Consider the following 24,166-nt stretch of genomic DNA (forward strand, 5'->3'; position numbering starts at 1 on the left):
GTGCCCGGCGCGGCCGTCAGCTGTCCGGGCGCTCGCCCTCGGGCGCGGGCGGATCGATGGGCAGCGGGGTGGCCAGCACCTTGTCGATGGTGCGCCCGTCCATGTCCACGATCTCCAGGCGCCAGCCTTCCCAGGTGGCGCAGTCGCCGACGCGCGGCAGGCGGCCCGTCAGCAGCATCAGCATGCCACTGAGGGTGTGGTAGCGGCCGCGCTCTTCGTCAGGCACGCTGAGCAGCCCCAGCCGGTCCTTCAGCTCGGGCACGGGGATGTGGCCGTCGAGCAGCCAGGAGCCGTCCTCGCGCTGCATGGCCCAGGCGGTTTCCGGGTCGCGCGGCTGGAACTCGCCCGTGATCGCCTCGATGAGGTCCTGCAGCGTGACGATGCCCTGCAGCTCGCCGTACTCGTCGATCACGAAGGCCATCTGCACGTCGGAGAGGCGGAAGTTGTCCAGCAGCTCCATGCCCGTGATGGTCTCGGGCACGTACAAGGGCGTTTGCAGCGGCTGCTCGGACAGTTCACGCGCCGTGCCGCGGATGGCCTGCGCCAGCCACTGCCGCGCGTTCAGGACGCCCTGCAGCTGGCCCAGGTTGCCCTTGACCACCGGGAAGCGCGAGTGGTTGCTGCTTTCCACGCGCGCCATGTTCACTTCGAATGGCTCCTCCAGGTCGAGCACCACCACGTCGCTTCGTGGCACCATCAGCGAGCCGATCTGGCGGTCGTCGAGCCGGAACACGTTGCGCACCATGGCGTGCTCGTGCGACTCGATCACGCCCGCACTCGTGCCTTCGGCCAGCATGGCGTGGATCTCTTCCTCGGTAACGGCGTTGGCGTTGCCCTCTTTGACGCCCAGCAGGCGCAGCAGCGCGCGTGTGGACACCGACAGCAGGATCACGAACGGCTTGGTGGCCTTGGACAGCCAGTCGATGGGCCGCGCCACCAGGCGCGCCAGCGACTCGGGGTAGGTCTGGCCCAGGCGCTTGGGCACCAGCTCGCCCACCACGATGGAGAAGTAGGTGATGACCACCACCACCAGCGCGGTGGCGCCGAACTGGCTGGCCTGTTCGGGCGCGCCCAGGCCTTGCAGCCAGACCGCCAGCGGCCCGGCCAGGGCGGCCTCGCCGACGATGCCGTTGAGCACACCGATGGAGGTGATGCCGATCTGGATGGTGGAGAGGAAGCGGTTCGGGTCTTCCCCGAGCTTGACGGCCGCGGCGGCCGCGCCGTCGCCTTCGTCGATGAGTTTCTGCAGTCGCGCCTTGCGCGCGGTGACGAGCGCCAGCTCCGACATGGCGAAGACGCCATTGAGGAGGATGAGCGCGATCAGTAAGGCAATTTCCATGGGGGTGTGTCAAGCAAGTGCTGGGCCGTCCGCCGTGGCGCGCTGGTGGCGCCACATCGGGGCGGACGGAGCAAGAAGGGGGCGTGGCTCAGGCGCGCCGGGGCGGGCGGAACGGACCGTCCAGCAGGGGGGCCGGTGGCGGACCCCGGTCCGCGGGCGCCTGGGCTGGCGTCATCACGTGGGACAGCGGTGGCGCGGCGCGCCGCTGCAGGGTGTCGGGCAGGTCGGGGAGTTCGTCGCCCAGCGCGTGTTCCAGGTCGGCCAGGCCTTTCTGGCTCTTGGCGAGCGGGTGGTTGGCGCTGGCGTCGATCAGCGCGTCGGCCGCGCGCGGCACGTCGACGATGTGGTCGGGGATGCCGAAGCCCACCACCCCGAGCAGGAAATGGCAGGCGAACAGCGCAATGAGCCAGCGGCGCATAAGAACGGCGATTTTACGAAACCGCCCCGCGGGACCGCGGCAGGCCCGTCAATGCGCCTTTTCCAGCGGCGGCGGCGCCAGCACGTGGCGCGCCATGGCGTGCGCCAGTTCGGCCTCGCCCAGGAACACCGTGCCCACGCCCGCGGCCTTCATGCGCTCGGCCTCGTCCTCGTTGTGCGAGCGCACCACGATCTGTATCTCGGGGTTGAGCGTGCGCGCGGTGTCGATCATCTGGTGCAGCGACAGCGTGTCCTGGGTGGCGATGACCAGCATGCGCGCCTGCGCGATGTGGGCCTGGATCAGCACCTCGGGGTCGCCCGCATTGCCCACCACGGCGGCCATCCCCTTGGCGCGCAGGGCCTCCACCAGCTCGCGGTTCTGGTCGGCCACCACGAAGGGCTGGCCCGCCGCCTTGAGCGCCTGCGCGATGCGCCGGCCCACGCGGCCGTAGCCCACCAGCACCACCTGGCGCGACAGGTACTTGGCCTCGGTGCTGCGCGGCAGCTCGGCCAGCGGGTCGTCGCGCGCCTCCAGGCGGCGAACCAGCAAGGAGTGCTCGCGCAGCAGCTGGCGCAGCGGCTCGATGGCCTTGAACAGCAGGGGGTTGAGGGCGATGGAGATCAGCGCGCCCGCCAGCACCAGGCTGTGGCCCTCGTCGGGCATGAGACCCAGCTGGGCGCCCAGGCCCACCAGGATGAAGGAGAACTCGCCGATCTGCGCCAGGCTGGCCGAGATGGTGAGCGCGGTGTGCAAGGGGTAGCGCATCAGCAGCACCAGGGCCACCGCCGCCAGCGACTTGCCCACCACGATGATGGCCACCACGCCCAGCACGTGGACCGGCTCCTCGATGAGCACATAGGGGTCGAACAGCATGCCCACCGAGACGAAGAACAGCACCGCGAAGGCGTCGCGCAGCGGCAGAGATTCTTCGGCCGCGCGGTGGCTGAACTCGGACTCGCGCAACACCATGCCGGCGAAAAAGGCGCCCAGCGCGAAGGACACGCCGAACAGCTCGGCCGAGGCGAAGGCGATGCCCACGGCCGCGGCCACCACGCACAGGGTGAACAGCTCGCGCGAGCCGGTGCGCGTGACCTGCCACAGCAGCCAGGGGAAGAGCTTGCGCCCCACCAGCAGCATGAGCGCGACAAAGCCGCCCACGCGCAGCAGCGTCAGGCCCAGGGCGGTGCCCACGGACTCGGCACCGCCATTGTCGGGCGCGGTGCCGCCCAAGAAGCCGGCCAGCGGCGGCAGCAGCACCAGCACCAGCACCATGGCCAGGTCTTCCACCACCAGCCAGCCGACCGCGATGCGCCCGGTGATGGAGCCCAGAATGCCCAGGCTTTCCAGCGCACGCAGCAGCACCACTGTGCTGGCCACCGACAGCGAGATGCCCAGCACCAGCGCGGGGCCGATGGCCCAGCCCCACCAGCTCGCCATGGCCATGCCCATCAGCGTGGCCACCACCATCTGCACCACGGCGCCGGGCAGGGCGATCTTGCGCACCGAGAGCAGGTCGTCGAGCGAGAAGTGCAGGCCCACGCCGAACATCAGCAGCATCACGCCGATCTCGGCGAGCTGCGAGGCGATCGCGGCGTCGGCCACGAAACCGGGTGTGTAGGGGCCAATGATCACGCCCGCCAGCAGGTAGCCCACCAGGGCCGGCAGCTTCAGTCGTGCGCAGATGAACCCCAGGATCAGCGCCAGCCCGAGGCCGGCCGCAATCGTGTTGATCAGCGCGAGATTGGCGTGCATGCGGCGGGGGTGTGTGGCGTCTCGGGCGGGGGCGGGGGATACCCGAGTGTCGCGCAAATTCGCGCCCAGCCCGGGCGCGGGTTTTTCTCAGTGGGCGAGCGACTGGCCGTGGGCCTTCACGATCTCCAGGAAGCGCCGCAGCCGCGCGGTCTGGAAGCGCGCCGGCGGATACACGAGCTGCACTGGCAGTGGCTCGGCGCGCCAGCCCGGCACCAGGTGCACCAGCCGGCCCTCGCGCAGGTCCTCCGCCACCAGCCAGGCCGAGACCACGGCCACGCCCAGTCCCGCCAGCACCGCGCTGCGCAGCGCGTACAGGCTGTCGGTGCGCAGACGCGGGCGGATGTCGAAGCGCAGCGCGGCGCCACCGCCCACGGGGTTGAGCACCACGCGGTCGCGGTAGTAGGTCTGCAGCGCCAGCCAGGGCAGCTCGCGCAGTTGCTCGGGCGCGCGCGGCGCCTTGTGCCGGTCCAGCAGCGCGGGCGCGCCGATCACGATGCGCGGCAGCTCGAACAGCGGCACGGCCACCAGGTTGGGGTCGCGCACCTTGCCGACCTGGATCGCGCAGTCGATGCCCTCGGCGACGAAATCCGCCTCGCGGTCGGCGAGCAGCCACTCCACGCGCACCTCGGGGTGGGCGCGCAGGTACTGCGCCAGCGGCGCCACCAGCTGTTCCTGCCCCAGCGCGTGCGGCACCAGCACCTTGAGCGTGCCGCTGGCCGCGCGCCGCGAGCCGCGCAGCTCCTCCTGCATGGCGTCCCATTCGTCGATCAGCGAGCGCGCCATGGCCAGGCAGCGCTCGCCGTCGGGCGTGAGCGTGGCCGCATGGGTGGAGCGGCGCAGCAGCCGCACGCCGAAGTGGCGCTCCAGTGCCTGCAGGCGGCGGCTCACGGTGGGCTGCGTGGTGTCCAGGCGCTGGGCCGCCGCCGACAGGCTGCCGCTCTCGACGATGCGCACGAAGGTCTGCAGCAGTTCGATGCGGTCGAGGGCGAGAGGGGTTTCTTTCATGCGTTGAACGTATGAAGTTAGTTCGCTGGACAGTCTATCCCGGGCGCGGATATGCGAGAAGAATTCGACTATTCCGTTTTTTGCTCAGGAGTTCTCTTGTCTTCCATTCATATAACGCATGACCAGAGGGATGGCCTTGCCACACCGGCCGGCCTGCCCGCGCTGCTCGCGGCCGGCGCCGGCTTCAGCGTCGCCTCGATCTACTACAGCCAGCCCATGCTGCCCGAGCTGGCGCGAAGCCTGCAGGCCGGCGAGGGCGCCATCGGGGCAGTGCCCATGCTCACGCAGCTCGGCTACGCCGCCGGCATCTTGCTGTTGGCGCCGCTGGGCGACCGCTTCGACCGGCGCCGCGTGATGCTGGTGAAGGCGGGCCTGCTCGCGCTGGCGCTGCTGGCCAGCGCATTCGCACCGGGTGTCGCCGTGTTGCTGGCCGCAAGCCTGTTCGTGGGCATCACCGCCTCGCTCGCGCAGGACTTCGTGCCCGCCGCCGTCTCGATCGCGCCGGAACACAGCCGTGGCCGGGCCGTGGGCGCGGTGATGACGGGGCTGTTGCTGGGCATCCTGCTGTCGCGCGTGGTCAGCGGCCTGGTCACGCAGGCGCTGGGTTGGCGCGCGATGTTCGGTCTGGCCGCCGCCAGCGTGGTGCTGCTGGCGCTGGTGGTGTTTTGGCGCGTGCCCGCCTTTCAGCCGGCCACGCGGCTGGGCTATGGCGAGCTGCTGGCCTCCCTCGCCGGCCTGTGGCGCCGGCACCCGCCGCTGCGCCGCGCCGCGTTTGCGCAGGCCTTGCTGGGCTTGGGCTTCAGCGCCTTCTGGTCCACGCTGGCCGTGATGCTGCACGCGCGCTTCGGCCTCGGCAGCGGCGCGGCCGGGGCCTTCGGGCTCGCCGGCGCGGCGGGGGCGCTGGCCGCGCCACTCGCCGGCCGCCTGGCCGACCGGCACGGCCCGCGCCGCGTGGCCTTGCTGGGTGCCGGCGTGGCAGCGCTGGCCTATGCGCTGATGCTGGGCATGGAGGTGCTGCCAGCGTCGGCGCAGTTGCTGCTGCTGGTGCTCAGCGCCATCGGCCTCGACTTCGGCTTCCAGGCCGCGCTCATCGCGCACCAGAGCACGGTCTACGGTCTCGACGCGGCCGCGCGCAGCCGGCTCAACGCCATGCTTATCACGGCGATGTTCGTGGGCATGGCCAGCGGCTCGGTGGTTGGCGCACTGGCCTTCGCGCATGGCGGGTGGCCGGCCGTCGCCGCCATCGGCGTGGCGAGCGCAGCCCTGGCCGTGCTGTGGCGCTGGCGGGCATAACGCAGCCCGGGGCGCGGGCTTCGTGTGACTGTCATGTGAATGTCACGCATCGAGGCAATACTGGGTGGTTCAGTAGGGAAAGGACCGCCCCATGCTTCTGAACGGCAACGACGACCTGATGCGCCGCCTGAGTGACGACCTCATGGACGGCTACGACGAAGAACTCGAGATGGAGATCGAGGACCGCGGCCTCGACGAAGGCGCGGACCCGGAGGCCGCCGCTCAGCGCAAGGAGGCGCGCCGGGTCTACTTTCGCGAGCTGTTCCGCCTGCAGGCGGAACTGGTGAAGCTGCAGGACTGGGTGGTGAGCACCGGCCACAAGCTGGTGGTGGTGTTCGAGGGCCGCGACGCGGCCGGCAAGGGCGGGGTGATCAAGCGCATCACGCAGCGCCTGAACCCGCGCGTGTGCCGCGTGGTGGCGCTGCCGGCCCCCAACGACCGTGAGCGCACGCAGTGGTACTTCCAGCGCTACGTGACGCACCTGCCCGCGGGCGGCGAGATCGTTCTGTTCGATCGCAGCTGGTACAACCGCGCGGGCGTCGAGCGGGTCATGGGCTTCTGCGACGACGAGCAGCTGGAATCCTTCTTCCGCACCGTGCCCGAGTTCGAGAAGATGCTGGTGCATTCGGGTATCCAGTTGGTGAAGTACTGGTTCTCCATCTCCGATGAGGAGCAGGAGGCGCGCTTCCTCGGTCGCATCCACGACCCGCTCAAGCAGTGGAAGCTCAGCCCCATGGACCTGGAGAGCCGCCGCCGCTGGGAGCTCTACACCAAGGCCAAGGAGGAGATGCTGGCGCGCACGAACATCCCCGAATCGCCCTGGTGGGTGGTGCCGGCCGACGACAAGAAGACGGCGCGGCTGAACTGCATCCACCACCTGCTCTCGCTGATCCCGTACCACGAGGTCGAGCGGCCCGGCATTACGCTGCCCGAGCGCATCCGCCACGAGGGCTATCGCCGCCACCAGGTGCCGGGCGAAATCTACGTGCCGCAGATCTACTGACTGCGCCCGCGGCCAGGGCGAAAAGGAAAAGCGCCAGGCCGAAGCCTGGCGCTTTTCTTGGGTTCGGCGGGTTCGATCAGAACTTGTAGTTGGCGGTGAACGTGGCCGAGCGGGGCGCGCCCAGGGCGAGTCGGCCGCCGCCGTTGTTCAGGGTCATCAGGTACTCCTCGTCGAACAGGTTGTAGATGTTCAACTGAAGGCTGAGCTTGGAATTCACCTGGTACTTGGCCATGGCGTCGGCCACCCAGTAGGAGGGCACGTTGGGCATGTTGCCCTGGGCGCCGCTGGTGTTGACGAAGCGCTTGGCTTCCGACACGTAGCGCGCACCCAGGCCCATGGTCAGCTTGTCCCACTGGTACGAGGTCCACAGCGTGGCGCTCAGGTCCGGCGACCAGCGCACGCGGTCGGTGCCCACGCCGGTGGCGTTGCGCACGTCGATTTGCTTGGTGCTGGTCTTGGCCAGTCCGGCGGTGATCTGCCAGAACGGGGTGATCTGGCCCGTGGCCGACAGCTCGATGCCCTGTACCTGGGTCTTGCCTTCCTGAACGGTGGCCAAGGTGACCTGGTCGACCGTGGTCTGGTTGTCGTTGACCGTGCGGAAGACCGCGGCCGCGACGTTGAGGCGCTTGTTGAGCAGATCCCACTTGGTGCCCAGCTCGACCGTGTTGGTCTTCTGCGGGTCGAACGCGGGGTTGTTGATGCTGGTGGCGCTGGTGCTCAACTGCGTGAAGGCGCCGGGCGGGGTGGAGGAGGTCGCATAGGACGCGTACACGCTGCCGTTTTCCGCCGGCTTGTAGACGCCGCCGATGCTCCAGCTCACCAGGCTGCGCGAGTCCTCGAGCGGGGGGGCCCCGACGGCGGCGCTCGAGCTCAGCTTGTAGACGTCCACGCGCGCGCCGCCGTTGATGGACCAGCGCTCGTTGATCTTGGCGTCGTCGAAGGCGTAGACGCTGATGGTGTTGGTGGTGGTGCCCGACTCGTCACCCGTGCGCGGGCCGAAGTTGACCATGGCCCGGTACGGGTCCGGGTTGTACAGGTTGGCCGGCGCGGTACCGGTCGCGGTGCCGTGGCTGAAGTTCGTCTGCTTCTCGTGCAGCAACTCCACGCCGGCGGCCAGCGAGTGCTGCATGCCCCCCGCGTCGAACCGGGTGTTCAGGCTGGTCTGGTTGGCCAGGATGCTGTTTTCCTGATCGACGCGCTGGCGCGACAGGTTCACGGTCCAGGCGGAGAGCGGTCCGCCCGTGTTGCCGATGCCCGCGCCACCGGTGTTCATGCCGGTGAGCGTGCGGTCCATGTGGGTTTTGCCGTAGCGCGTGACGTTGCGGACCGTCGTGGCCTCGCCGAGGTCGTGCTCGACCTTCACGGTGAACATGTCGGCGTCGACCTTCTCGCGGTCGTTCACGCTGCCGTAGAAGTTCTCGCGGCGCACCTTGGGGCCGATGACGGAGGTGTAGCCTTCGTAGCCGATGGCGGGAATGCCGCCGTCGGGCACGTTGTCCTGGCGCAGGTGCTGGCTGAACAGATGCACCCGGGTGGGCGTGCCCAGGCCGGTCACATACGACAGACCCACGCCATAGCCCTTGTTCTCCACGAAGTCGCGGCCGTCGACGCCGCTGTCCTGCACCATGGCATTGAGGCGCAAGGCCGAGGTGTCGCTGAGCTGTCGGTTCAGGTCGACCGTGGCGCGGCGGCGGTCGCCCGTGCCCACGGTGCCGGAAACGCTGCTCTCGTCGCCCAGATGGGCCTGCTTGGAAATCAGGTTGATGAAGCCGGCGCTGGCGCCGCGCCCGGTCTCGGCGCCGGCGGCACCTTTCACCACCTCGACCTGTTCGAGATTGAAGGTGTCGCGCGTGACCGCGCCCAGGTCGCGGATGCCATCGACGAAGGTGGACTGTTGCAGCGAGAAGCCACGCAGCTGAAAGGTGTCGCCGGCCGAGGTGTTGCCGTTCTCGCCCATCTGCATGGTGATGCCGGGGGTGTTGCGCAGGGCTTCCATCAGCGTGACGGCGCCTTGCTCCTCGATCACTTCCTTCTTGATGATCTGCACCGTCTTGGGCGTGTCGAGCAGGGGCGCGGTGAACTTCTCGTTGGCCGACTTCTCGGCCCTGTACGGCACCTCGGGCGCTTCTTTCACCGTGACGGTCGGCAGGGTGGTAGCGGGCGCGGTCTGCGCCATGCCCGCGGCGGGCAGGGCGGCGGCCAGCAGGGCCAGGAGTTGGGTGGATGGGCGGGCGGTGCGGCGGCGGTAGCGAGCCATGGTCGGTCCTTGAGGCTGTTGTGGTGAGTCGGCTGGCTGGCTTCCTCGTCACGGCGCTCAGGTGCCGGGGCACGGATGGGGGAGGCGCTGGGTCGGTGGCTGGCTGCGCCCTATTATTGCTAATGAAAACGGTTCTCATTAACAATACATACAAAATTTCTTCACACTTCGTTGTGTGGGTGCATCAGCGGGTGCTGGGTGCGCGGTTTGCCCCAGAAACAACCGGCCGCCGGCTGGTGCCAAGCACAAAATTCCCTATGAGGGGGATAAAGACTATTAATCCGATCATTCCATAGTCATCGACTATGATTGTCCCCGTCGCGTTGAACTGCGTTTGGCGCCGTCACCGTTTTCCCCATTTCCTTCAACCGCAACCAGGAGTTCCCATGTCCCTGATCAACACCACCGTTCAACCCTTCTCCACCACGGCCTTCCACAACGGCAAGTTCGTGCCTGTGAGCGACGCGAGCCTGCGTGGCGAGTGGTCGGTGCTGGTGTTCATGCCGGCGGCCTTCACCTTCAACTGCCCGACCGAAGTGGAAGACGCGGCCGACAACTACGCCGAGTTCCAGAAGCTGGGCGCCGAGGTCTACATCGTCACCACCGACACCCACTTCTCGCACAAGGTGTGGCACGAGACCTCGCCCGCCGTGGGCAAGGCCAAGTTCCCCCTGGTGGGCGACCCCACGCACCAGCTGACCCGTGCCTTCGGCGTGCACATCGAGGAAGAGGGCCTGGCGCTGCGTGGCACCTTCATCATCAACCCCGAGGGCGTGATCAAGACCGCCGAGATCCACGACAACGCGATCGCCCGCGACATGAAGGAAACCCTGCGCAAGCTCAAGGCCGCCCAGTTCGTGGCCAAGAACCCGGGCCAGGTGTGCCCCGCCAAGTGGAACGACGGCGCCAAGACCCTGACGCCCTCGCTGGACCTCGTCGGCAAGATCTGATCGCCGCGATCCGCTGAAAACCCGTTGAGGGTTTTGCGTTGAACCTTGGGTGCCATGCGCCCAGGGTTCCTCGCAAAACGCTGAATCGAAAGGAGTCCCCCATGCTCGACGACACCCTCAAGGCCCAGTTGCAGGCCTACCTGGGCAAGCTGCAGCGGCCCATCCGCCTCATCGCCTCGCTCGACGGTTCCGCCCCGTCGCAGGAGTTGCGCGAACTGCTGCAGACCATCGCCGGCCTGTCGGACCAGGTGAGCTACGACGACAGCGGCACGGACGCGCGCAAGCCCTCGTTCGTGATCGCCCGCGAAGGCGAGACCACGGGCGTGCGCTTCGCCGCCATTCCCCTGGGCCACGAGTTCACCTCGCTGGTGCTGGCCCTGCTATGGACCGGCGGTCACCCGCCCAAGGCCGAGCAGGAAACGCTGGACGCCATCGCCACGCTGCAGGGCGACCTGCGCTTCGAGGTCTACATGAGCCTGAGTTGCCACAACTGCCCGGACGTGGTTCAGGCGCTGTCGCTGATGGCCATCCGCAACCCGGCGGTGCAGGTCACCGTGATCGATGGCGGGCTGTTCCAGGCCGAGGTCGAGCAGCGCCAGGTGATGGCGGTGCCCATGGTCTTCCTCAATGGCGAAGAGTTCGGCGGCGGCCGCATGTCGCTGGAAGAGATCGTCGCCAAGCTCGACGTGAACGCCGACGCCCGCGAAGCGGCCAAGCTGGACGCCAAGGACCCGTTCGACGTGCTGATCGTTGGTGGTGGCCCGGCCGGCGCCGCCGCGGCCGTCTATGCGGCGCGCAAGGGCATCCGCGTGGGCGTGGCGGCCGAGCGCTTCGGCGGCCAGGTGAACGACACGCTGGCCATTGAGAACTACATCAGTGTGCTGGAAACCGACGGCCCGAAGTTCGCCGCCGCGCTGGAAGCCCAGGTGCGTCACTACGGCGTGGACATCATGAACCTGCAGCGCGCCGAGAAACTGGTGCCCGCCAGCGAGCCGGGCGGCCCCGTGCAGGTGGTCATGGCCAATGGCGCCACCCTGAAAGCGCGCAGCGTGATCCTGTCGACCGGCGCGCGCTGGCGCAACGTGAACGTGCCCGGCGAGGCCGAGTACCGCAACAAGGGCGTGGCCTACTGCCCGCACTGCGACGGCCCCCTGTTCAAGGGCAAGCGCGTGGCGGTGATCGGCGGTGGCAACTCGGGCGTGGAGGCCGCGATCGACCTGGCCGGCATCGTCGAGCACGTGACGCTGATCGAATTCGCCGACGCGCTCAAGGCCGATGCGGTGCTGGTCACCAAGCTCAAGAGCCTGCCCAACGTGGCGATCCACACGAATGCGCAGACCACCGAGATCACCGGCGCCAACGGCACGGTGAACGGCCTGAGCTACAAGGACCGCGCCAGCGGCGAGCAGCGCCACGTCGAACTGGAAGGCGTGTTCGTCCAGATCGGCCTGGTGCCCAACACCGAATGGCTCAAGGGCACGGTGGAGCTCAGCCGCTTCGGCGAAATCGTGATCGACGCCAAGGGCCACACCAACGTGGACGGCGTGTTCGCGGCCGGCGACTGCACCACGGTGCCGTACAAGCAGATCGTGATCGCCGCCGGCGCGGGATCGACCGCGGCCCTGAGCGCCTTCGATTACCTGATCCGCCAGCCGGTGGCGGAAGCCACGGCGGCCTGAGCTCAGTACTCGAGGCGTTCGGGCCGCACCTCTTGCAGGATGGTGGTCGCGATTTCCTCGATCGACTTGGTGGTGGTGGAGAGCCAGCGGATGCCCTCGCGGCGCATCATGGCCTCCGCCTCGGCCACCTCCATGCGGCAGTTCTCCAGGTCGGCGTAGCGCGAGTTGGGGCGGCGCTCGTTGCGGATTTCGCTCAGGCGATCCGGCGCGATGGTCAGGCCGAACAGCTTCTTGCGGTGCGTGGCCAGGGCGGGCGGCAGCTTGCGGCGCTCGAAATCCTCGGGAATCAGCGGGTAGTTGGAGGCCTTCAGGCCGTACTGCATGGCGAGGTACAGCGAGGTCGGCGTCTTGCCGCTGCGGCTCACGCCGACCAGGATCACGTCGGCGCTCTCCAGGTCCTTGTCGCTCTGGCCGTCGTCGTGCGCCAGCGAGTAGTTGATGGCCTCGATGCGGTCGTGGTAGGCCTTGCTCTTGGACGCGTCGGAAAAGCGCCCCACGCGGTGGTTGCTCTTGATCCCCAGCTCTTCCTCCAGCGGCTGCACGAAGGTGCCGAACATGTCGAGCAGCATGCCACGGCAGTGGTGCTGGAAGACGTCGAGCACCTCGGCGTTGACGACGGTGGTGAACACCAGCGGGCGCCGGCCCTCCACCTCGGCGGTGTGGTTGATCTGGCGCGCCGCCTGGTGGGCTTTGTCCACGCTGTCCAGGAAGGGCAGGCGCACCCGGCGCACCGTGGCCTCGAACTGGGCGAGGATGGCGTTGCCGAAGGTTTCGGCGGTGATGCCGGTGCCGTCGGAGACGAAAAAGACCGTTCGGTGGGACATGGGAGGGGCGTCCTTACAATCCGCTGCTGTTGCGTGGCGGGCCATTATCCGGGCCCGTGGCGCCCCCCCAGATTTCCGCCTTGCCCGGTGGCCGACCCACAACACAACCACAGGTCACACGCTGGTGCATGGAACCCCGGTTTTTCAACCTTAGGAGTTTTTCCATGTCCAACCTGTTCGAGGCGACCGCCCTGGTCGTGCCTTTCGAGAAGCTGCGGATGAGCGACGTCGAGTCGGTCGGCGGCAAGAACGCCAGCCTCGGCGAGATGATTTCTCAGCTGCCCAGCGGTGTGAAGGTGCCCACCGGCTTCGCCACCACGGCGCACGCCTTCCGCGAGTTTCTCCAGCACGGTGGCCTGGCCGACCGCATCAACCAGCGCCTGGCCACGCTCGACACCGAGGACGTGCGCGCCCTGGCCGCCGCCGGCGCCGAGATCCGCGCCTGGGTCGAGGCCCAGCCCTTTCCGGCCGACCTGGAAAGGGCCATCCGCGAGGCCTTCGCCACCCTGAGCGAGGGCAACGCCAAGGCCTCGTTCGCCGTGCGCTCCTCTGCCACCGCCGAAGACCTGCCCGACGCGTCCTTCGCGGGCCAGCAGGAAACCTTCCTCAACGTGGTCGGCATCGAGGAGGTGCTGCACAAGATGAAGGAGGTGTTCGCCAGCCTCTACAACGACCGCGCCATCAGCTACCGCGTGCACAAGGGCTTCGCCCACGCCGAGGTGGCCTTGTCGGCCGGCGTGCAGCGCATGGTGCGCTCCGACCTGGGCGCGGCCGGCGTGATGTTCACCATCGACACCGAGAGCGGCTTTTCCGATGTCGTCTTCATCACCAGCAGCTACGGCCTGGGTGAGACCGTGGTGCAGGGCGCCGTGAACCCCGACGAGTTCTACGTGCACAAGCCCATGCTCAAGGCCGGCAAGCGCGCGCTCATCCGCCGCAACCTGGGCAGCAAGCTGATCCAAATGGTGTTCAGCACGGCCGAGGAGAAGGCCGCCGACGGCCCGCTGAAGGGCAAGCTGGTGAAGACCGTGGACGTGCCCGTGGAGCAGCGCAACCGCTACAGCCTGAGCGACGCCGACGTGGCGCAGCTGGCCCAGTACGCGCTGGTGATCGAGCAGCACTATGGCCGCCCCATGGACATCGAGTGGGGCAAGGACGGCACCGACGGCCAGATCTACATCCTGCAGGCCCGCCCCGAAACGGTGAAAAGCCAGAGCGCCGGCAAGACCGAGGTGCGCTACAAGCTCAAGGGCAAGGGCTCGGTGCTGGCCAGCGGCCGCGCCATCGGCCAGAAGGTGGGCACCGGCCCGGTGCGCCTGGTGCACAGCATCGGCGAGATGGACAAGGTGCAGCCCGGCGACGTGCTGGTCACCGACATGACCGACCCCAACTGGGAGCCCGTGATGAAGCGCGCCAGCGCGATCGTCACCAACCGCGGCGGGCGCACCTGCCACGCGGCCATCATCGCGCGCGAACTCGGCATCCCGGCCGTGGTGGGCTGCGGCGACGCCACCGAGCGGCTCAAGGACGGCACCCTGGTCACCGTGAGCTGCGCCGAGGGCGACACCGGCAACATCTACGACGGCCTGCTCGAGACCGAGATCAGCGAGGTCAAGCGCGGCGAGATGCCCGATCTCGACGTGAAGATCATGATGAACGTGGGCAACCCGCAGCTGGCCTTCGACTTCGCCCAGATCCCCAACGGCGGCGTGGGCCTGGCGCGGCTGGAATTCATCATCAACAACAACATCGGCGTGCACCCCAAGGCCATCCTCGACTACCCCAACGTCGACGCCGACCTGAAGAAGGCGGTGGAGTCGGTGGCGCGCGGCCATGCCTCGCCGCGCGCGTTCTACGTCGACAAGGTCGCCGAGGGCGTGGCCACCATCGCCGCGGCCTTCTGGCCCAAGCCGGTGATCGTTCGCCTGTCGGACTTCAAGAGCAACGAGTACCGCAAGCTGGTGGGCGGCTCCCGCTACGAACCCGACGAAGAAAACCCCATGCTGGGTTTCCGCGGCGCGGCGCGCTACATCAGCCACGACTTCGCCGAGGCCTTTGCCATGGAATGCGAGGCGCTCAAGCGCGTGCGCGAGGACATGGGCCTGAGCAACGTGCAGGTGATGGTGCCCTTCGTGCGCACGCTGGCGCAGGCCCAGCGCGTGACCGAGCTGCTGGCGGCCAAGGGCCTCAAGCGCGGCGAGAATGGTCTGCAGCTCATCATGATGTGCGAGATCCCCAGCAACGCCGTGCTGGCCAAGGACTTCCTGCAGTACTTCGACGGCTTCTCCATCGGCTCGAACGATCTGACGCAGCTCACGCTTGGCCTCGACCGAGATTCCGGCCTGGAACTGCTGGCGCACGATTTCGACGAGCGCGACCCGGCGGTGCGCGCGCTGCTCAAGCTGGCCATCGGCGCCTGCAAGGCCGAGGGCAAGTACGTGGGCATCTGCGGCCAGGGCCCCAGCGACCACCCCGACTTCGCGCAGTGGCTGCGCGACGAGGGCATCAGCTCCATCTCGCTCAACCCCGACACGGTGATCGACACCTGGCAGCTGCTGGCGCGGGGCTGAGCGCGCGGGGCAGCCCGCGCAAACACCTAAGGCGGGGGGGCGCGCGCAATGCGATGATCCCGCGATGCCCCCCGCGCCCGCCACGAACCCGCGCCACGACCGCCGCGCACTGGCCCTGAAGGCCGTGCTGCTGGCGGTGCTGGTGCTGGTGTCCTTTGGCACCTGCTTCTTCGCGCGAGAGCTCAGCTTCTCCGTGATGGGCTGGCCCCTGCATTTCTGGATCGCCTCCCAAGGGGCGGTGCTGGTGTTCATCGCCATCCTGGCGGTCTACACCTGGGCCATGAACCGCCTGGAGGCCCGCGACGGCGAGGGCGGCGGGGACGGGCCGGACGACGGGGGCGGCGGTGGCTGACGGCCCGGCCTACGCCGCCTACCAGCGCCGCCTGCACCGCATCCTGGCGCTGTATGTGGTGGCGCTGATTGCTTTCCTGCTGCTGATGGCCTGGGCCGAGCAGAGCGGGCTGTCGCGCCGCTGGCTGGGGCCGATCATGTTGTTCGCCACCGTCATGATGTACGGCGGCATCGGCGTCTATGGGCGCACCGCCGACCCCGAGGAGTACTACGTGGCGGGCCGGCGCATTCCGCCGGTCTACAACGGCATGGCCGCGGCCGCCGACTGGATGAGCGCGGCGTCCTTCATCAGCCTGGCCGGCGGCCTCTACCTGCAAGGCTTCGGCGGCACCGACGTGCAAGCTGGCGGACTGGCCTTCGTGCTGGGCTGGACCGGCGGCTTCTGCCTCGTGGGCCTGCTCATCGCGCCGCACCTGCGCCAGCTCAAGCTCTACACGGTGCCCGAGTACTTCATGCACCGCTTTGGCGGCCGGTGGCCGCGCCGCCTGGCGGCGTTCTCGGCGATCCTGTGTTCCTTCACCTACGTGGTGGCGCAGATTTATGGCATCGGCCTGGTGGCTTCGCGCCTGACCGGGGTGCATTTCGAGATCGGCATCATGCTGGGCCTGGGTGGGGTGGTGCTGTGTTCCTTCCTGGGCGGCATGCGGGCCATCACCTGGACCCAGGTCGCGCAATACGTGATCCTGTTGCTGGCCTTTCTGGTCCCCGTGTCCTGGTTGGCCTACCAGCAATTGGGCAACCCCCTGGCGCCGTTGGCCTACGGCAAGCAGCTCGAGAAGATCGCAGCGCTCGAGAGGGACCTGCAGGCTTCGCCGCAGGAGCGGGCGGTGCAGGCCGAGTTCCAGGCGCGGGCCCGCCAGTACCAGCGCTGGCTCCAGGACGTGGAGGGCTCGCTGCGGGAGCAGCGCATGCTCGCGCAAGAGCGCGTGCGCGAGCTGGTGGCCCAGAACGCATCTGTCGAGCGCGTCGTCGCCGCGCGCCGGGCGCTGTCGGCCTTGCCCCGGGACGCGGCCGACGCGCGCGAGCAATGGACGCGCGCCATGAAGGACAGCCAGGACCGTTCCCGCTTCCTGGGCGGGCTGCCGCCCCACACGCAGGCCTATGTCGGCGATCCGAATGGCAGCGAGGCCGAGCGCCGGGCCTTCCAGTCGTCCCGCGCGAACTTCCTGGCGCTCATGTTCTGCCTCATGGTGGGCACCGCCGGGCTGCCCCACCTGCTGACGCGCTACTACACCACGCCGTCCGTGGCCACCGCGCGGGCCTCGGTGGCCTGGTCGCTGTTCTTCATCGCGCTGCTGTACCTGAGCGCGCCCGCGCTGGCCACACTGGTGAAGTACGAGCTGATGCAGAACGTCGTGGGCAGCAGCTTCAACGCGTTGCCGTCGTGGATCGCGCAGTGGTCGCACTACGACGATTCCTTGCTCTCGGTGAGCGACATCAATGGCGACGGCATCCTGCAGTTCGGCGAGATCCGGCTGGGAGCCGATCTGATCATGCTCGCCACGCCCGAGTTGGGCGGCATGCCCTACGTGGTGTCCGGCCTGGTGGCCGCGGGTGGTTTGGCCGCCGCGCTGTCCACCGCCGATGGCCTTTTGCTGACCATCAGCAACTCGCTGGTGCGCGACACCTACTTGCAGGAGTTCGGGCGCCATGTGGCGCCCGAGCAGCGCGTGATCCTCTCCAAGTTCGCGCTGTTGAGCGTGGCCACGGTCGCGGCTTTCGTGGCATCGCTCAGGCCGGCGGAGATTCTGCCGCTGGTGGCCTCATCGTTTTCGCTCGCGGCCTCTGCCTTGGTGCCGGCCATGGTCATGGGCATCTTCTGGTCGCGCACCACGGGCGCTGCCGCGGTGGCCGGCATGCTTGCGGGCCTGAGCGTGACGGTGGGCTACATGGTGGTCAACGCCCCGGCGGTGCGCGCCGTGCTGCGGCTGCCGGCCGGCCAGTCGCTCTGGTTCGACATCCAGCCGGTGTCCGCGGCGGTGTTCGGTGTGCCGCTGGGTTTTGCGGTCATCCTTGTCCTGAGTTTGCTGACGCGCCGCCGCGTGGCGGGGGCGTAGTCGCATCGGCCTGGGCCGGTCGCGCACCGCAATCGGTGCCGCTTTAATTCCTCCTTCAGTTCTGGGTCAGTTTGAAGTCAGTTCCGGGTCAGGGGCTGGTAAGCGCGCGTCTCTACAAATCGGCTCCGGAAGCCATCGGGCCTTCCAGCCCATTGAATGAGGAGACGCATGTGAACAGGAACACCGCAGCCATGGCGGCCGGCGCAAGCAGTGCGCCGGACCCCCGAAAACGTCCCATGACCCGCGAAGAGAAGCGGGTCATCCTGGCCTCATCGGCCGGCACCATCTTCGAGTGGTACGACTTCTATCTCTACGGCTCGCTCGCCGCGATCATCGGCGCGCAGTTTTTCTCTTCCTTTCCCGAGGCCACGCGCAACGTGTTTGCCTTGCTGGCCTTCGCGGCGGGCTTCCTGGTGCGGCCCTTCGGTGCGCTGGTGTTCGGCCGCCTCGGTGACCTGGTGGGCCGCAAGTACACCTTCCTGATCACGATCCTGATCATGGGCATTTCGACCTTCGTCGTCGGCCTGCTGCCCAGCTACGACTCCATCGGCTGGGCCGCGCCCGTGCTGCTGATCGCGCTGCGCATGCTGCAGGGCCTGGCGCTCGGTGGCGAGTACGGCGGTGCCGTGGTCTACGTGGCCGAGCACGCGCCGCATGGCCGCCGCGGCTTCTTCACGAGTTGGATCCAGACCACCGCGACGCTGGGCCTACTGCTCTCGCTCATGGTGATCCTGGTGGTGCGCTCGGTGGTGGGTGAACAGGCCTTCACCACCTGGGGCTGGCGCATTCCCTTCCTGCTGTCGATCTTCCTGCTCGGGGTCTCGCTGTGGATTCGCCTGCAGATGGAAGAGTCTCCCGCCTTCAAGAAGATGAAAGCCGAAGGCGCCCAATCGAAGGCGCCGATTTCCGAGGCCTTCGGCAACTGGAAGAACGGCAAGTACGCCTTGCTGGCGCTGCTGGGCCTGGTGGCCGGCCAGGCGGTGGTCTGGTACACGGGCCAGTTCTATGCGCTGTTCTTCATCCAGACCATCCTGCGCGTGGACATGTTCACCGCCAACATGCTGATTGCCTGGGCGCTGATCCTGGGCACCGGCGGCTTCGTGGTGTTCGGCTCGCTCTCCGACACGATAGGCCGCAAGAAGATCATCCTGGCGGGCTGCCTGCTGGCCGCGCTGACCTACTTCCCGGTCTTCAACGCCATCACCCGGCTGGCCAACCCGGCGCTGCACGCGGCCCAGCAGAACACCACCGTGACGATCATCGCCGACCGGTCCGATTGCTCGTTCCAGTTCAACCCCACCGGCACCGCCAAGTTCACCAGTTCCTGCGACGTGACCAAGGCGCTGCTGGCGCGCAACTCGGTGAGCTACTCGGTGCAGTACCAGTCCGGCGTGGTGCCCGCGAAGGTGCAGATCGGCAGCACGGAGATACCTTCCTATGAGGCCGCCAAGCTCAGCGGCGACGACGCCAAGGCCGTGCCCGCCGCGTTCACGAAGAGCGTGAACGCGGCGCTGGCCGCGGCCGGCTACCCCGCCGCCGACAAGCCCGCGCCCGGCATCGTGAAGGTGGACGGCTTCTTCGGCGTGTTCAACGCACAGGCCTTCCCGCTGGTGATCATCCTCACCTACCTGGTGGTCCTGGTGACCATGGTGTACGGCCCGATCGCCGCGGCGCTGGTCGAGCTGTTTCCCACTCGCATCCGCTACACCGGCATGTCCCTGCCGTACCACATCGGCAACGGCTGGTTCGGCGGCCTGATGCCGGCGACGGCCTTCGCCATGATTGCCCACACCGGCGATCCGTACTACGGCCTCTGGTACCCCATCGTCATCGCCCTGGCCACGGTGCTCATCGGCGCGGTGTTCGTGCCCGACAACCACAAGAAGGACATCTTCGCCGCCGACTGAATTCGCGTGACCGGGTCCTCCCGGCCAGGCAAAGGGCTCTTCGGAGCCCTTTTTTGGTTTGCGATCTAGGGATAACCCTCACAGGGATCACCCGCTGTGGGGCGTTTGGTGTGAGGAATCGTAAGTAAACCGTAAGGGGCAGCGAAAGAATGGCGCCAACCCAAGGTGTCACTCACGCATGTTGCTGTTCCTGTCCATTGCCAAGCTGATCTGCGAGATCGCGCTCATGTCGCTGTTCGGCCAGTGGGTGCTGGGCCTGCTGGCGGGCGCCAAGCGCGACACCAACTTCTTCTACCAACTGCTGGCGCAGATCGGCCGTCCCTTCGTGGTGATGGCGCGCTTCATCACGCCGCGCAGCATCGTGCTGGACCGCCATGTGCCGCTGGTGGCTTTCCTCGTGCTGGCCTTTGCGTGGATCGTGGTGACGGCGCTGCGCATCCAACACTGCCTGCGCATCGGTGTGGAGCTGTGCAAATGAACGCCTCGATGCAACTGCGCTTCCTGCGCGGGCAGATCAAGCTGCTGCTGGCCCTCGGCCGGCGTGCGGCGGCGCTCGAGCGCGTGGAGCGCATGCTGGCCATCGATCCCGACGACGCCTACGCCTGGGCGACGCTCGCCCATCTTAGGGCGGAGCAGGGCGACAAGGCCGGCGCGGTGGCGGCGCTCGAGCGCGTGGTCGCCGTGCGGCCGCAGCAGGCGGCGGGCTGGTTCAACCTGGGCTTCCTGCGCGAAGAACTGGGCTTGCTGGAAGACGCCGAGGCGGCGTTTCGCCAGGCCATCGCCCTTGAAGAAAAGATGGACCGGGCCTGGTACGGCCTGGCCTTGTGCCTGATCCGCCAGCGGCGCTTCGACGACGCCGTGGTCGCGCTCAAGCGCAACACCCAACTGCAGCCCATGAGCCCGTACGGCTGGTATCAGCTCGCGCGGGTTCATGTCGATCGGCAAGAGCCCGAAGAGGCGGCGAAGATCATTCGCCACCTCAAACGGTTCGAGCCCAAGGTGGCCGCCCAGCTGGAGCGCGAGACAGGGCTGGTTCAAGAACCGACCTGAGGCGCGCTGCCGCCGAGCGGCCGCAAAAGGGGCACCGTCCGCAAGGCGGTGCCGACAACATGGACTTGGCGTGCAGGTCACCCATGAGGAGACGGGTGGTGTCCGTGACGTGCCCGTGAGGGTTTGTTGATGGAGGTCGATGCAATGCAATTGACAGAGAAGCACCGCCTGTACTGGCGGAAGAACCTCAACATCACGGCCATATTGCTTGCAATCTGGTTCGTCGTGACGTTCGTGGTGGGCTACTTCGCCCGGGATCTGCACTTCAACTTCTTCGGTTGGCCGTTCAGCTTCTGGGTGGGTGCGCAGGGGGCTTTGGTGGTCTATGTGGCCATCATCGCCTTCTACGCCTGGTACATGAACAAGCTCGACATCGAACACGGTGTCGACGAGGCCGAGGAGTAAACCATGGCAGGCATGTTTGAAACAGGCGGCGCCGGTGGCGCCCGCTCCAACGCTGCCTTCAAGCAGCAGCTCAACAAGGTCTACAAGTGGTACACGGGGGGCTTCTTCGTCTTCGTGATTGCTCTGGCCATCTTCGAGCAGCTCGGGCTGTCGCGCGAGTGGATCGGCTTCATCTTCCTGATCGCGACGATCGCGCTCTACGCCGGCATCGGCATCATGAGCCGCACCACGGATGCGGCCGAGTACTACGTGGCCGGGCGCCGCGTGCCAGCCGTCTACAACGGCATGGCCACCGGCGCCGACTGGATGTCGGCCGCGTCCTTCATCGGCATGGCGGGCACGCTCTACCTCACGGGCTATGGGGGCCTTGCCTTCATCATGGGCTGGACCGGTGGTTACTGCCTGGTGGCGCTGTTCCTGGCGCCGTACCTGCGCAAGTTCGGCCAGTTCACCATTCCCGACTTCCTGGGTGAGCGCTACGGCGGCAACCTGCCGCGCTTTCTGGGCATCCTCGCGGCCATCCTCTGTTCCTTCACCTACGTGGTGGCGCAGATCTACGGCGTGGGCATCATCACGGCGCGCTTGACCGGCGTGGCCTTCGAGCTTGGGATCTTCCTGGGCCTCGGCGGCATCCTGGTGTGCTCGTTCCTGGGTGGCATGCGCGCGGTGACCTGGACGCAAGTCGCCCAGTACATCATCCTGATCATTGCCTACATGATCCCGGTGGTCTGGCTGTCGGTGAAGCAGACCAACGTGCCCGTGCCGCAGCTCATTTATGGGCAGCAACTGGTCAAGGTGACCGAAGCCGAGACGCGGCTGATCAACGATCCGAAGGAGATCGAGGTCCGCAACGTGTTCAAGCAGCGCTCAGATGCCCTGGCCGAGAAGCTGAAGGACCCGGCCGCCGCGCTGGCCGCCGACAAGGCCGCTGCCGACAAAAAGCTGGCCGACCTGCGCGCCGCCAATGCGCCTACCGCCGAGATCGCGGTCGCCGAGAAAGCCGTCGCGGACCTGCCGAAGGACGAGGCCGCCGCCAAGGCCGCCTGGACGCGCGCCAAAGCCGCTGCGGACGCGAAGACCAAGCCGCTCAATGGCATGCCGCGCCACGCCGCGCAGTACGTCGGCGACCCGAACGGCGACGCGGCCGCGAAGAAGACCTTCGACGAATCGCGGCGCAACTTCCTCGCGCTGATCTTCTGCCTGATGGTGGGCACCGCCGCGCTCCCGCACATCCTGATGCGCTACTACACGGTGCCCAGCGTGAAGGAGGCTCGGGCCTCTGTGACGTGGTCGTTGTTCTTCATCTTCCTGCTGTACTTCACCGCGCCGGCCCTGGCCGTGCTGGTCAAGTTCGAGGTGTTCAACGTCCTGGTGGGCACACCGTTCAACAACCTGCCGGAGTGGATAGCGGCATGGAACCGTGTCGACCCGACCCTGCTGTCGGTGACCGACGTGAACAAGGACGGCATCCTGCAGCTCAACGAGATGAGCATTGGCGGCGACATCATCGTGCTGGCAACCCCCGCCATCGGTGGTCTGCCGTACGTGATCTCGGGCCTGGTGGCGGCCGGCGGCCTGGCCGCGGCGCTGTCCACGGCCGACGGTCTGCTGCTGACCATCGCCAACGCGCTGTCGCACGACCTGTACTACAAGATGATCGACCCCAACGCCTCGACGGCCCGCCGCGTCACGATCTCCAAGACGCTGCTGCTGATCGTGGCCCTGGCCGCCGCCTATGTGGCCGCCCAGAAACCGGCCGACATCCTGTTCCTGGTCTCCGCGGCGTTCTCGTTTGCTGCCTCGGCGTTCTTCCCGGCACTGGTGCTCGGCATCTTCTGGAAGCGCGCCACCGGCATCGCCGCTTCGCTGGGCATGATCGCGGGCCTGGGTATCACCTTCTACTACATGGCCACCACACAGCCCTGGCTGCGTGGCATCTTCGGCGTCACCTCGCCGATCGAGCTGTGGTGGGGCATCCAGCCGATCTCGGCCGGCGTGTTCGGCGTGCCGCTGGGCATCGCGGTGATCGTCCTGGTCAGCCTGGTGACCCCGGCGCCGAGCAAGAAGATCCAGGAGCTGGTGGAGCACGTGCGCTACCCCAACCTGAAGGCCGCCTGAACGGCGCCCGATAGGTCCCCGCCCGCCGCGAAGGCGGGCGGTCCCAGGCCCGGACCATCGGCAGGTGGCCCGGGCTTTTCACTTTTGTATAATCGCGGGCTTGCCTTGCTGCACCCCTGCTGACGCCTGGGGGCGGCTGTCAATCTCCCAGGCCAGGGTTTTCCGATCGGCCGGGGGCATCCACAAGGAGAGTCCATGCGTCACTATGAGATCGTCTTGCTGATCCACCCGGATCAGAGCGAACAGGTTCCGGCCATGCTGGAGCGCTACAAGGGCATGATCACCGCCGGTGGCGGCAAGATCCACCGCGTTGAAGACTGGGGCCGCCGCCAGCTGGCTTACCAGATCAACAAGCTGTCCAAGGCCCACTACCTCTGCGTCAACATCGAGGCCGACCAGGCCGTGATGAACGAGCTGGAGCACGCCTTCCGCTTCAACGACGCGGTGCTGCGCCACCTGAGCGTGCAGCGCAAGAAAGCCGACACCGGCCCGTCGTCCATGATGAAGACGGTCGAGCGCGAAGAGGCCCGCAAGGCCCAGCAGCAATCGCAGGAGCAATCCGCCTGACGCCCCTGGCGTGAGGTTCGCGGGAATCGGGTGAACCGTCTCCAGTTGCAGGCCGCGGTGGTGCAGGTGCAGAACCTGCGCTACACACCGGCAGGCATCCCGGTGCTCAATCTCGTGCTCGAACACGAGTCGCAGCAGACCGAACTGGACACACCCCGCACCGTCGCCCTCCAGATCCGTGCCGTGGCCTTCGGGCCCCTGGCCGAGACCCTGCAGAAGCAGGCGCTCAACGAACTGGCGGACTTCGACGGGTTCCTCGCGAACGCGCGCAACGGCAAAGGCGTGGTCTTCCACATCCAGGCATTCAGCAAGACATAGGAGAGGCCCATCATGGCTGCACCCAAGCGTTTCAACAAAGACAAGCGCCCCAAGCGCAACACCCAGTCGCTGCTTTTCAAGCGCAAGCGCTTCTGCCGCTTCACCGTCGCCAAGGTCGAAGAGGTGGACTACAAGGACATCGACGTCCTGCGCGACTTCATTTCTGAAAACGGCAAGATCATCCCGGCGCGCCTGACCGGCACCCGCGCGATCTACCAGCGCCAGGTCACCACCGCCATCAAGCGCGCGCGCTTCCTGGCCATGCTGCCCTACAGCGATCAGCACCGCGTCTGATTGAGGAGC

At 67.5% G+C, this 24,166-nt stretch carries 21 protein-coding genes; 15 read left to right on the plus strand and 6 right to left on the minus strand.

Features of this window, described 5'->3' with window-relative positions:
- Positions 1-16: 16 nt before the first annotated feature.
- The 4 genes from JNX00_RS10060 to JNX00_RS10075 form a co-directional block, all read right to left on the minus strand.
- Positions 17-1,339: a hemolysin family protein gene (locus JNX00_RS10060; protein WP_204744859.1), complete on the minus strand. Its 1,323-nt coding sequence runs from the start codon at positions 1,337-1,339 to the stop codon at positions 17-19.
- A gap of 88 nt (positions 1,340-1,427) precedes the next feature.
- Complete coding sequence (locus tag JNX00_RS10065) at positions 1,428-1,757, minus strand: hypothetical protein (RefSeq protein WP_070397883.1); 330 nt, start codon at positions 1,755-1,757, stop codon at positions 1,428-1,430.
- Between the two features lie 48 nt (positions 1,758-1,805).
- Positions 1,806-3,509, minus strand: a complete 1,704-nt coding sequence (gene ybaL, locus JNX00_RS10070; protein ID WP_070397882.1) for a YbaL family putative K(+) efflux transporter — start codon at positions 3,507-3,509, stop codon at positions 1,806-1,808.
- Positions 3,510-3,596: 87 nt separating this feature from the next.
- A complete protein-coding gene (locus JNX00_RS10075) occupies positions 3,597-4,514 on the minus strand; it encodes a LysR family transcriptional regulator (RefSeq protein ID WP_204744860.1) in 918 nt (305 codons plus the stop codon).
- Positions 4,515-4,619: 105 nt separating this feature from the next.
- On the opposite strand from JNX00_RS10075, the gene JNX00_RS10080 reads away from it, so the two are divergent.
- Together JNX00_RS10080 and ppk2 are read left to right on the plus strand one after the other, a co-directional pair.
- Entirely contained in the window at positions 4,620-5,807 is a 1,188-nt protein-coding gene (locus JNX00_RS10080; RefSeq protein ID WP_239478331.1) for an MFS transporter, read from the plus strand.
- A gap of 91 nt (positions 5,808-5,898) precedes the next feature.
- Positions 5,899-6,810 carry a polyphosphate kinase 2 gene (gene ppk2 / locus JNX00_RS10085; RefSeq protein WP_070397879.1) on the plus strand — a complete coding sequence of 304 codons (912 nt, stop codon included), beginning with the start codon at positions 5,899-5,901 and terminating at the stop codon, positions 6,808-6,810.
- A 76-nt stretch (positions 6,811-6,886) separates the two neighbouring features.
- On the opposite strand, the gene JNX00_RS10090 is transcribed toward ppk2, so the two are convergent.
- Positions 6,887-9,067 carry a catecholate siderophore receptor Fiu gene (locus tag JNX00_RS10090; protein ID WP_204744862.1) on the minus strand — a complete coding sequence of 727 codons (2,181 nt, stop codon included), beginning with the start codon at positions 9,065-9,067 and terminating at the stop codon, positions 6,887-6,889.
- Positions 9,068-9,453: 386 nt separating this feature from the next.
- Between JNX00_RS10090 and ahpC the strand changes: the two genes are divergently transcribed.
- Positions 9,454-10,017 carry an alkyl hydroperoxide reductase subunit C gene (gene ahpC / locus JNX00_RS10095; protein ID WP_070397877.1) on the plus strand — a complete coding sequence of 188 codons (564 nt, stop codon included), beginning with the start codon at positions 9,454-9,456 and terminating at the stop codon, positions 10,015-10,017.
- Between the two features lie 101 nt (positions 10,018-10,118).
- Positions 10,119-11,696, plus strand: a complete 1,578-nt coding sequence (ahpF, locus tag JNX00_RS10100; protein WP_204744863.1) for an alkyl hydroperoxide reductase subunit F — start codon at positions 10,119-10,121, stop codon at positions 11,694-11,696.
- Between the two features lie 2 nt (positions 11,697-11,698).
- On the opposite strand, the gene JNX00_RS10105 is transcribed toward ahpF, so the two are convergent.
- The gene (locus JNX00_RS10105) at positions 11,699-12,520 is read right to left on the minus strand and encodes a pyruvate, water dikinase regulatory protein (protein WP_070397875.1); all 822 of its coding nucleotides are present in this window, start codon (positions 12,518-12,520) and stop codon (positions 11,699-11,701) included.
- A gap of 164 nt (positions 12,521-12,684) precedes the next feature.
- On the opposite strand from JNX00_RS10105, the gene ppsA reads away from it, so the two are divergent.
- The 11 genes from ppsA (at position 12,685) to rpsR (ending at position 24,157) form a co-directional block, all read left to right on the plus strand.
- Entirely contained in the window at positions 12,685-15,090 is a 2,406-nt protein-coding gene (gene ppsA, locus JNX00_RS10110; protein ID WP_070397874.1) for a phosphoenolpyruvate synthase, read from the plus strand.
- A gap of 64 nt (positions 15,091-15,154) precedes the next feature.
- Positions 15,155-15,442 (plus strand): sodium/substrate symporter small subunit, encoded by a 288-nt coding sequence (locus tag JNX00_RS10115; protein ID WP_070397873.1) that lies wholly within the window; start codon positions 15,155-15,157, stop codon positions 15,440-15,442.
- The gene (locus tag JNX00_RS10120; RefSeq protein WP_239478302.1) at positions 15,435-17,498 is read left to right on the plus strand and encodes a VC_2705 family sodium/solute symporter; all 2,064 of its coding nucleotides are present in this window, start codon (positions 15,435-15,437) and stop codon (positions 17,496-17,498) included. Before JNX00_RS10115 ends, JNX00_RS10120 begins: the two co-directional genes overlap by 8 nt.
- A gap of 236 nt (positions 17,499-17,734) precedes the next feature.
- Complete coding sequence (locus JNX00_RS10125) at positions 17,735-19,405, plus strand: MFS transporter (protein ID WP_204744864.1); 1,671 nt, start codon at positions 17,735-17,737, stop codon at positions 19,403-19,405.
- A 178-nt stretch (positions 19,406-19,583) separates the two neighbouring features.
- Positions 19,584-19,883, plus strand: a complete 300-nt coding sequence (locus JNX00_RS10130) for a hypothetical protein (RefSeq protein WP_070397870.1) — start codon at positions 19,584-19,586, stop codon at positions 19,881-19,883.
- The gene (locus tag JNX00_RS10135; RefSeq protein WP_204744865.1) at positions 19,880-20,455 is read left to right on the plus strand and encodes a tetratricopeptide repeat protein; all 576 of its coding nucleotides are present in this window, start codon (positions 19,880-19,882) and stop codon (positions 20,453-20,455) included. Before JNX00_RS10130 ends, JNX00_RS10135 begins: the two co-directional genes overlap by 4 nt.
- Before the next feature lie 144 nt (positions 20,456-20,599).
- Positions 20,600-20,860, plus strand: a complete 261-nt coding sequence (locus tag JNX00_RS10140) for a DUF4212 domain-containing protein (protein WP_070397868.1) — start codon at positions 20,600-20,602, stop codon at positions 20,858-20,860.
- A 3-nt stretch (positions 20,861-20,863) separates the two neighbouring features.
- On the plus strand, positions 20,864-22,978 hold the full coding sequence (locus JNX00_RS10145) for a sodium:solute symporter family protein (RefSeq protein ID WP_204744866.1): 2,115 nt from the start codon (positions 20,864-20,866) through the stop codon (positions 22,976-22,978).
- Positions 22,979-23,173: 195 nt separating this feature from the next.
- The gene (rpsF, locus tag JNX00_RS10150; protein WP_070397866.1) at positions 23,174-23,545 is read left to right on the plus strand and encodes a 30S ribosomal protein S6; all 372 of its coding nucleotides are present in this window, start codon (positions 23,174-23,176) and stop codon (positions 23,543-23,545) included.
- A gap of 30 nt (positions 23,546-23,575) precedes the next feature.
- Positions 23,576-23,863 carry a primosomal replication protein N gene (priB, locus tag JNX00_RS10155; RefSeq protein ID WP_070397865.1) on the plus strand — a complete coding sequence of 96 codons (288 nt, stop codon included), beginning with the start codon at positions 23,576-23,578 and terminating at the stop codon, positions 23,861-23,863.
- Positions 23,864-23,875: 12 nt separating this feature from the next.
- On the plus strand, positions 23,876-24,157 hold the full coding sequence (rpsR, locus tag JNX00_RS10160; protein ID WP_009520643.1) for a 30S ribosomal protein S18: 282 nt from the start codon (positions 23,876-23,878) through the stop codon (positions 24,155-24,157).
- Positions 24,158-24,166 lie beyond the last annotated feature (9 nt).

The sequence above is a fragment of the Hydrogenophaga sp. YM1 genome, from assembly GCF_016903055.1.
GTDB lineage: Bacteria > Pseudomonadota > Gammaproteobacteria > Burkholderiales > Burkholderiaceae_C > Hydrogenophaga > Hydrogenophaga borbori.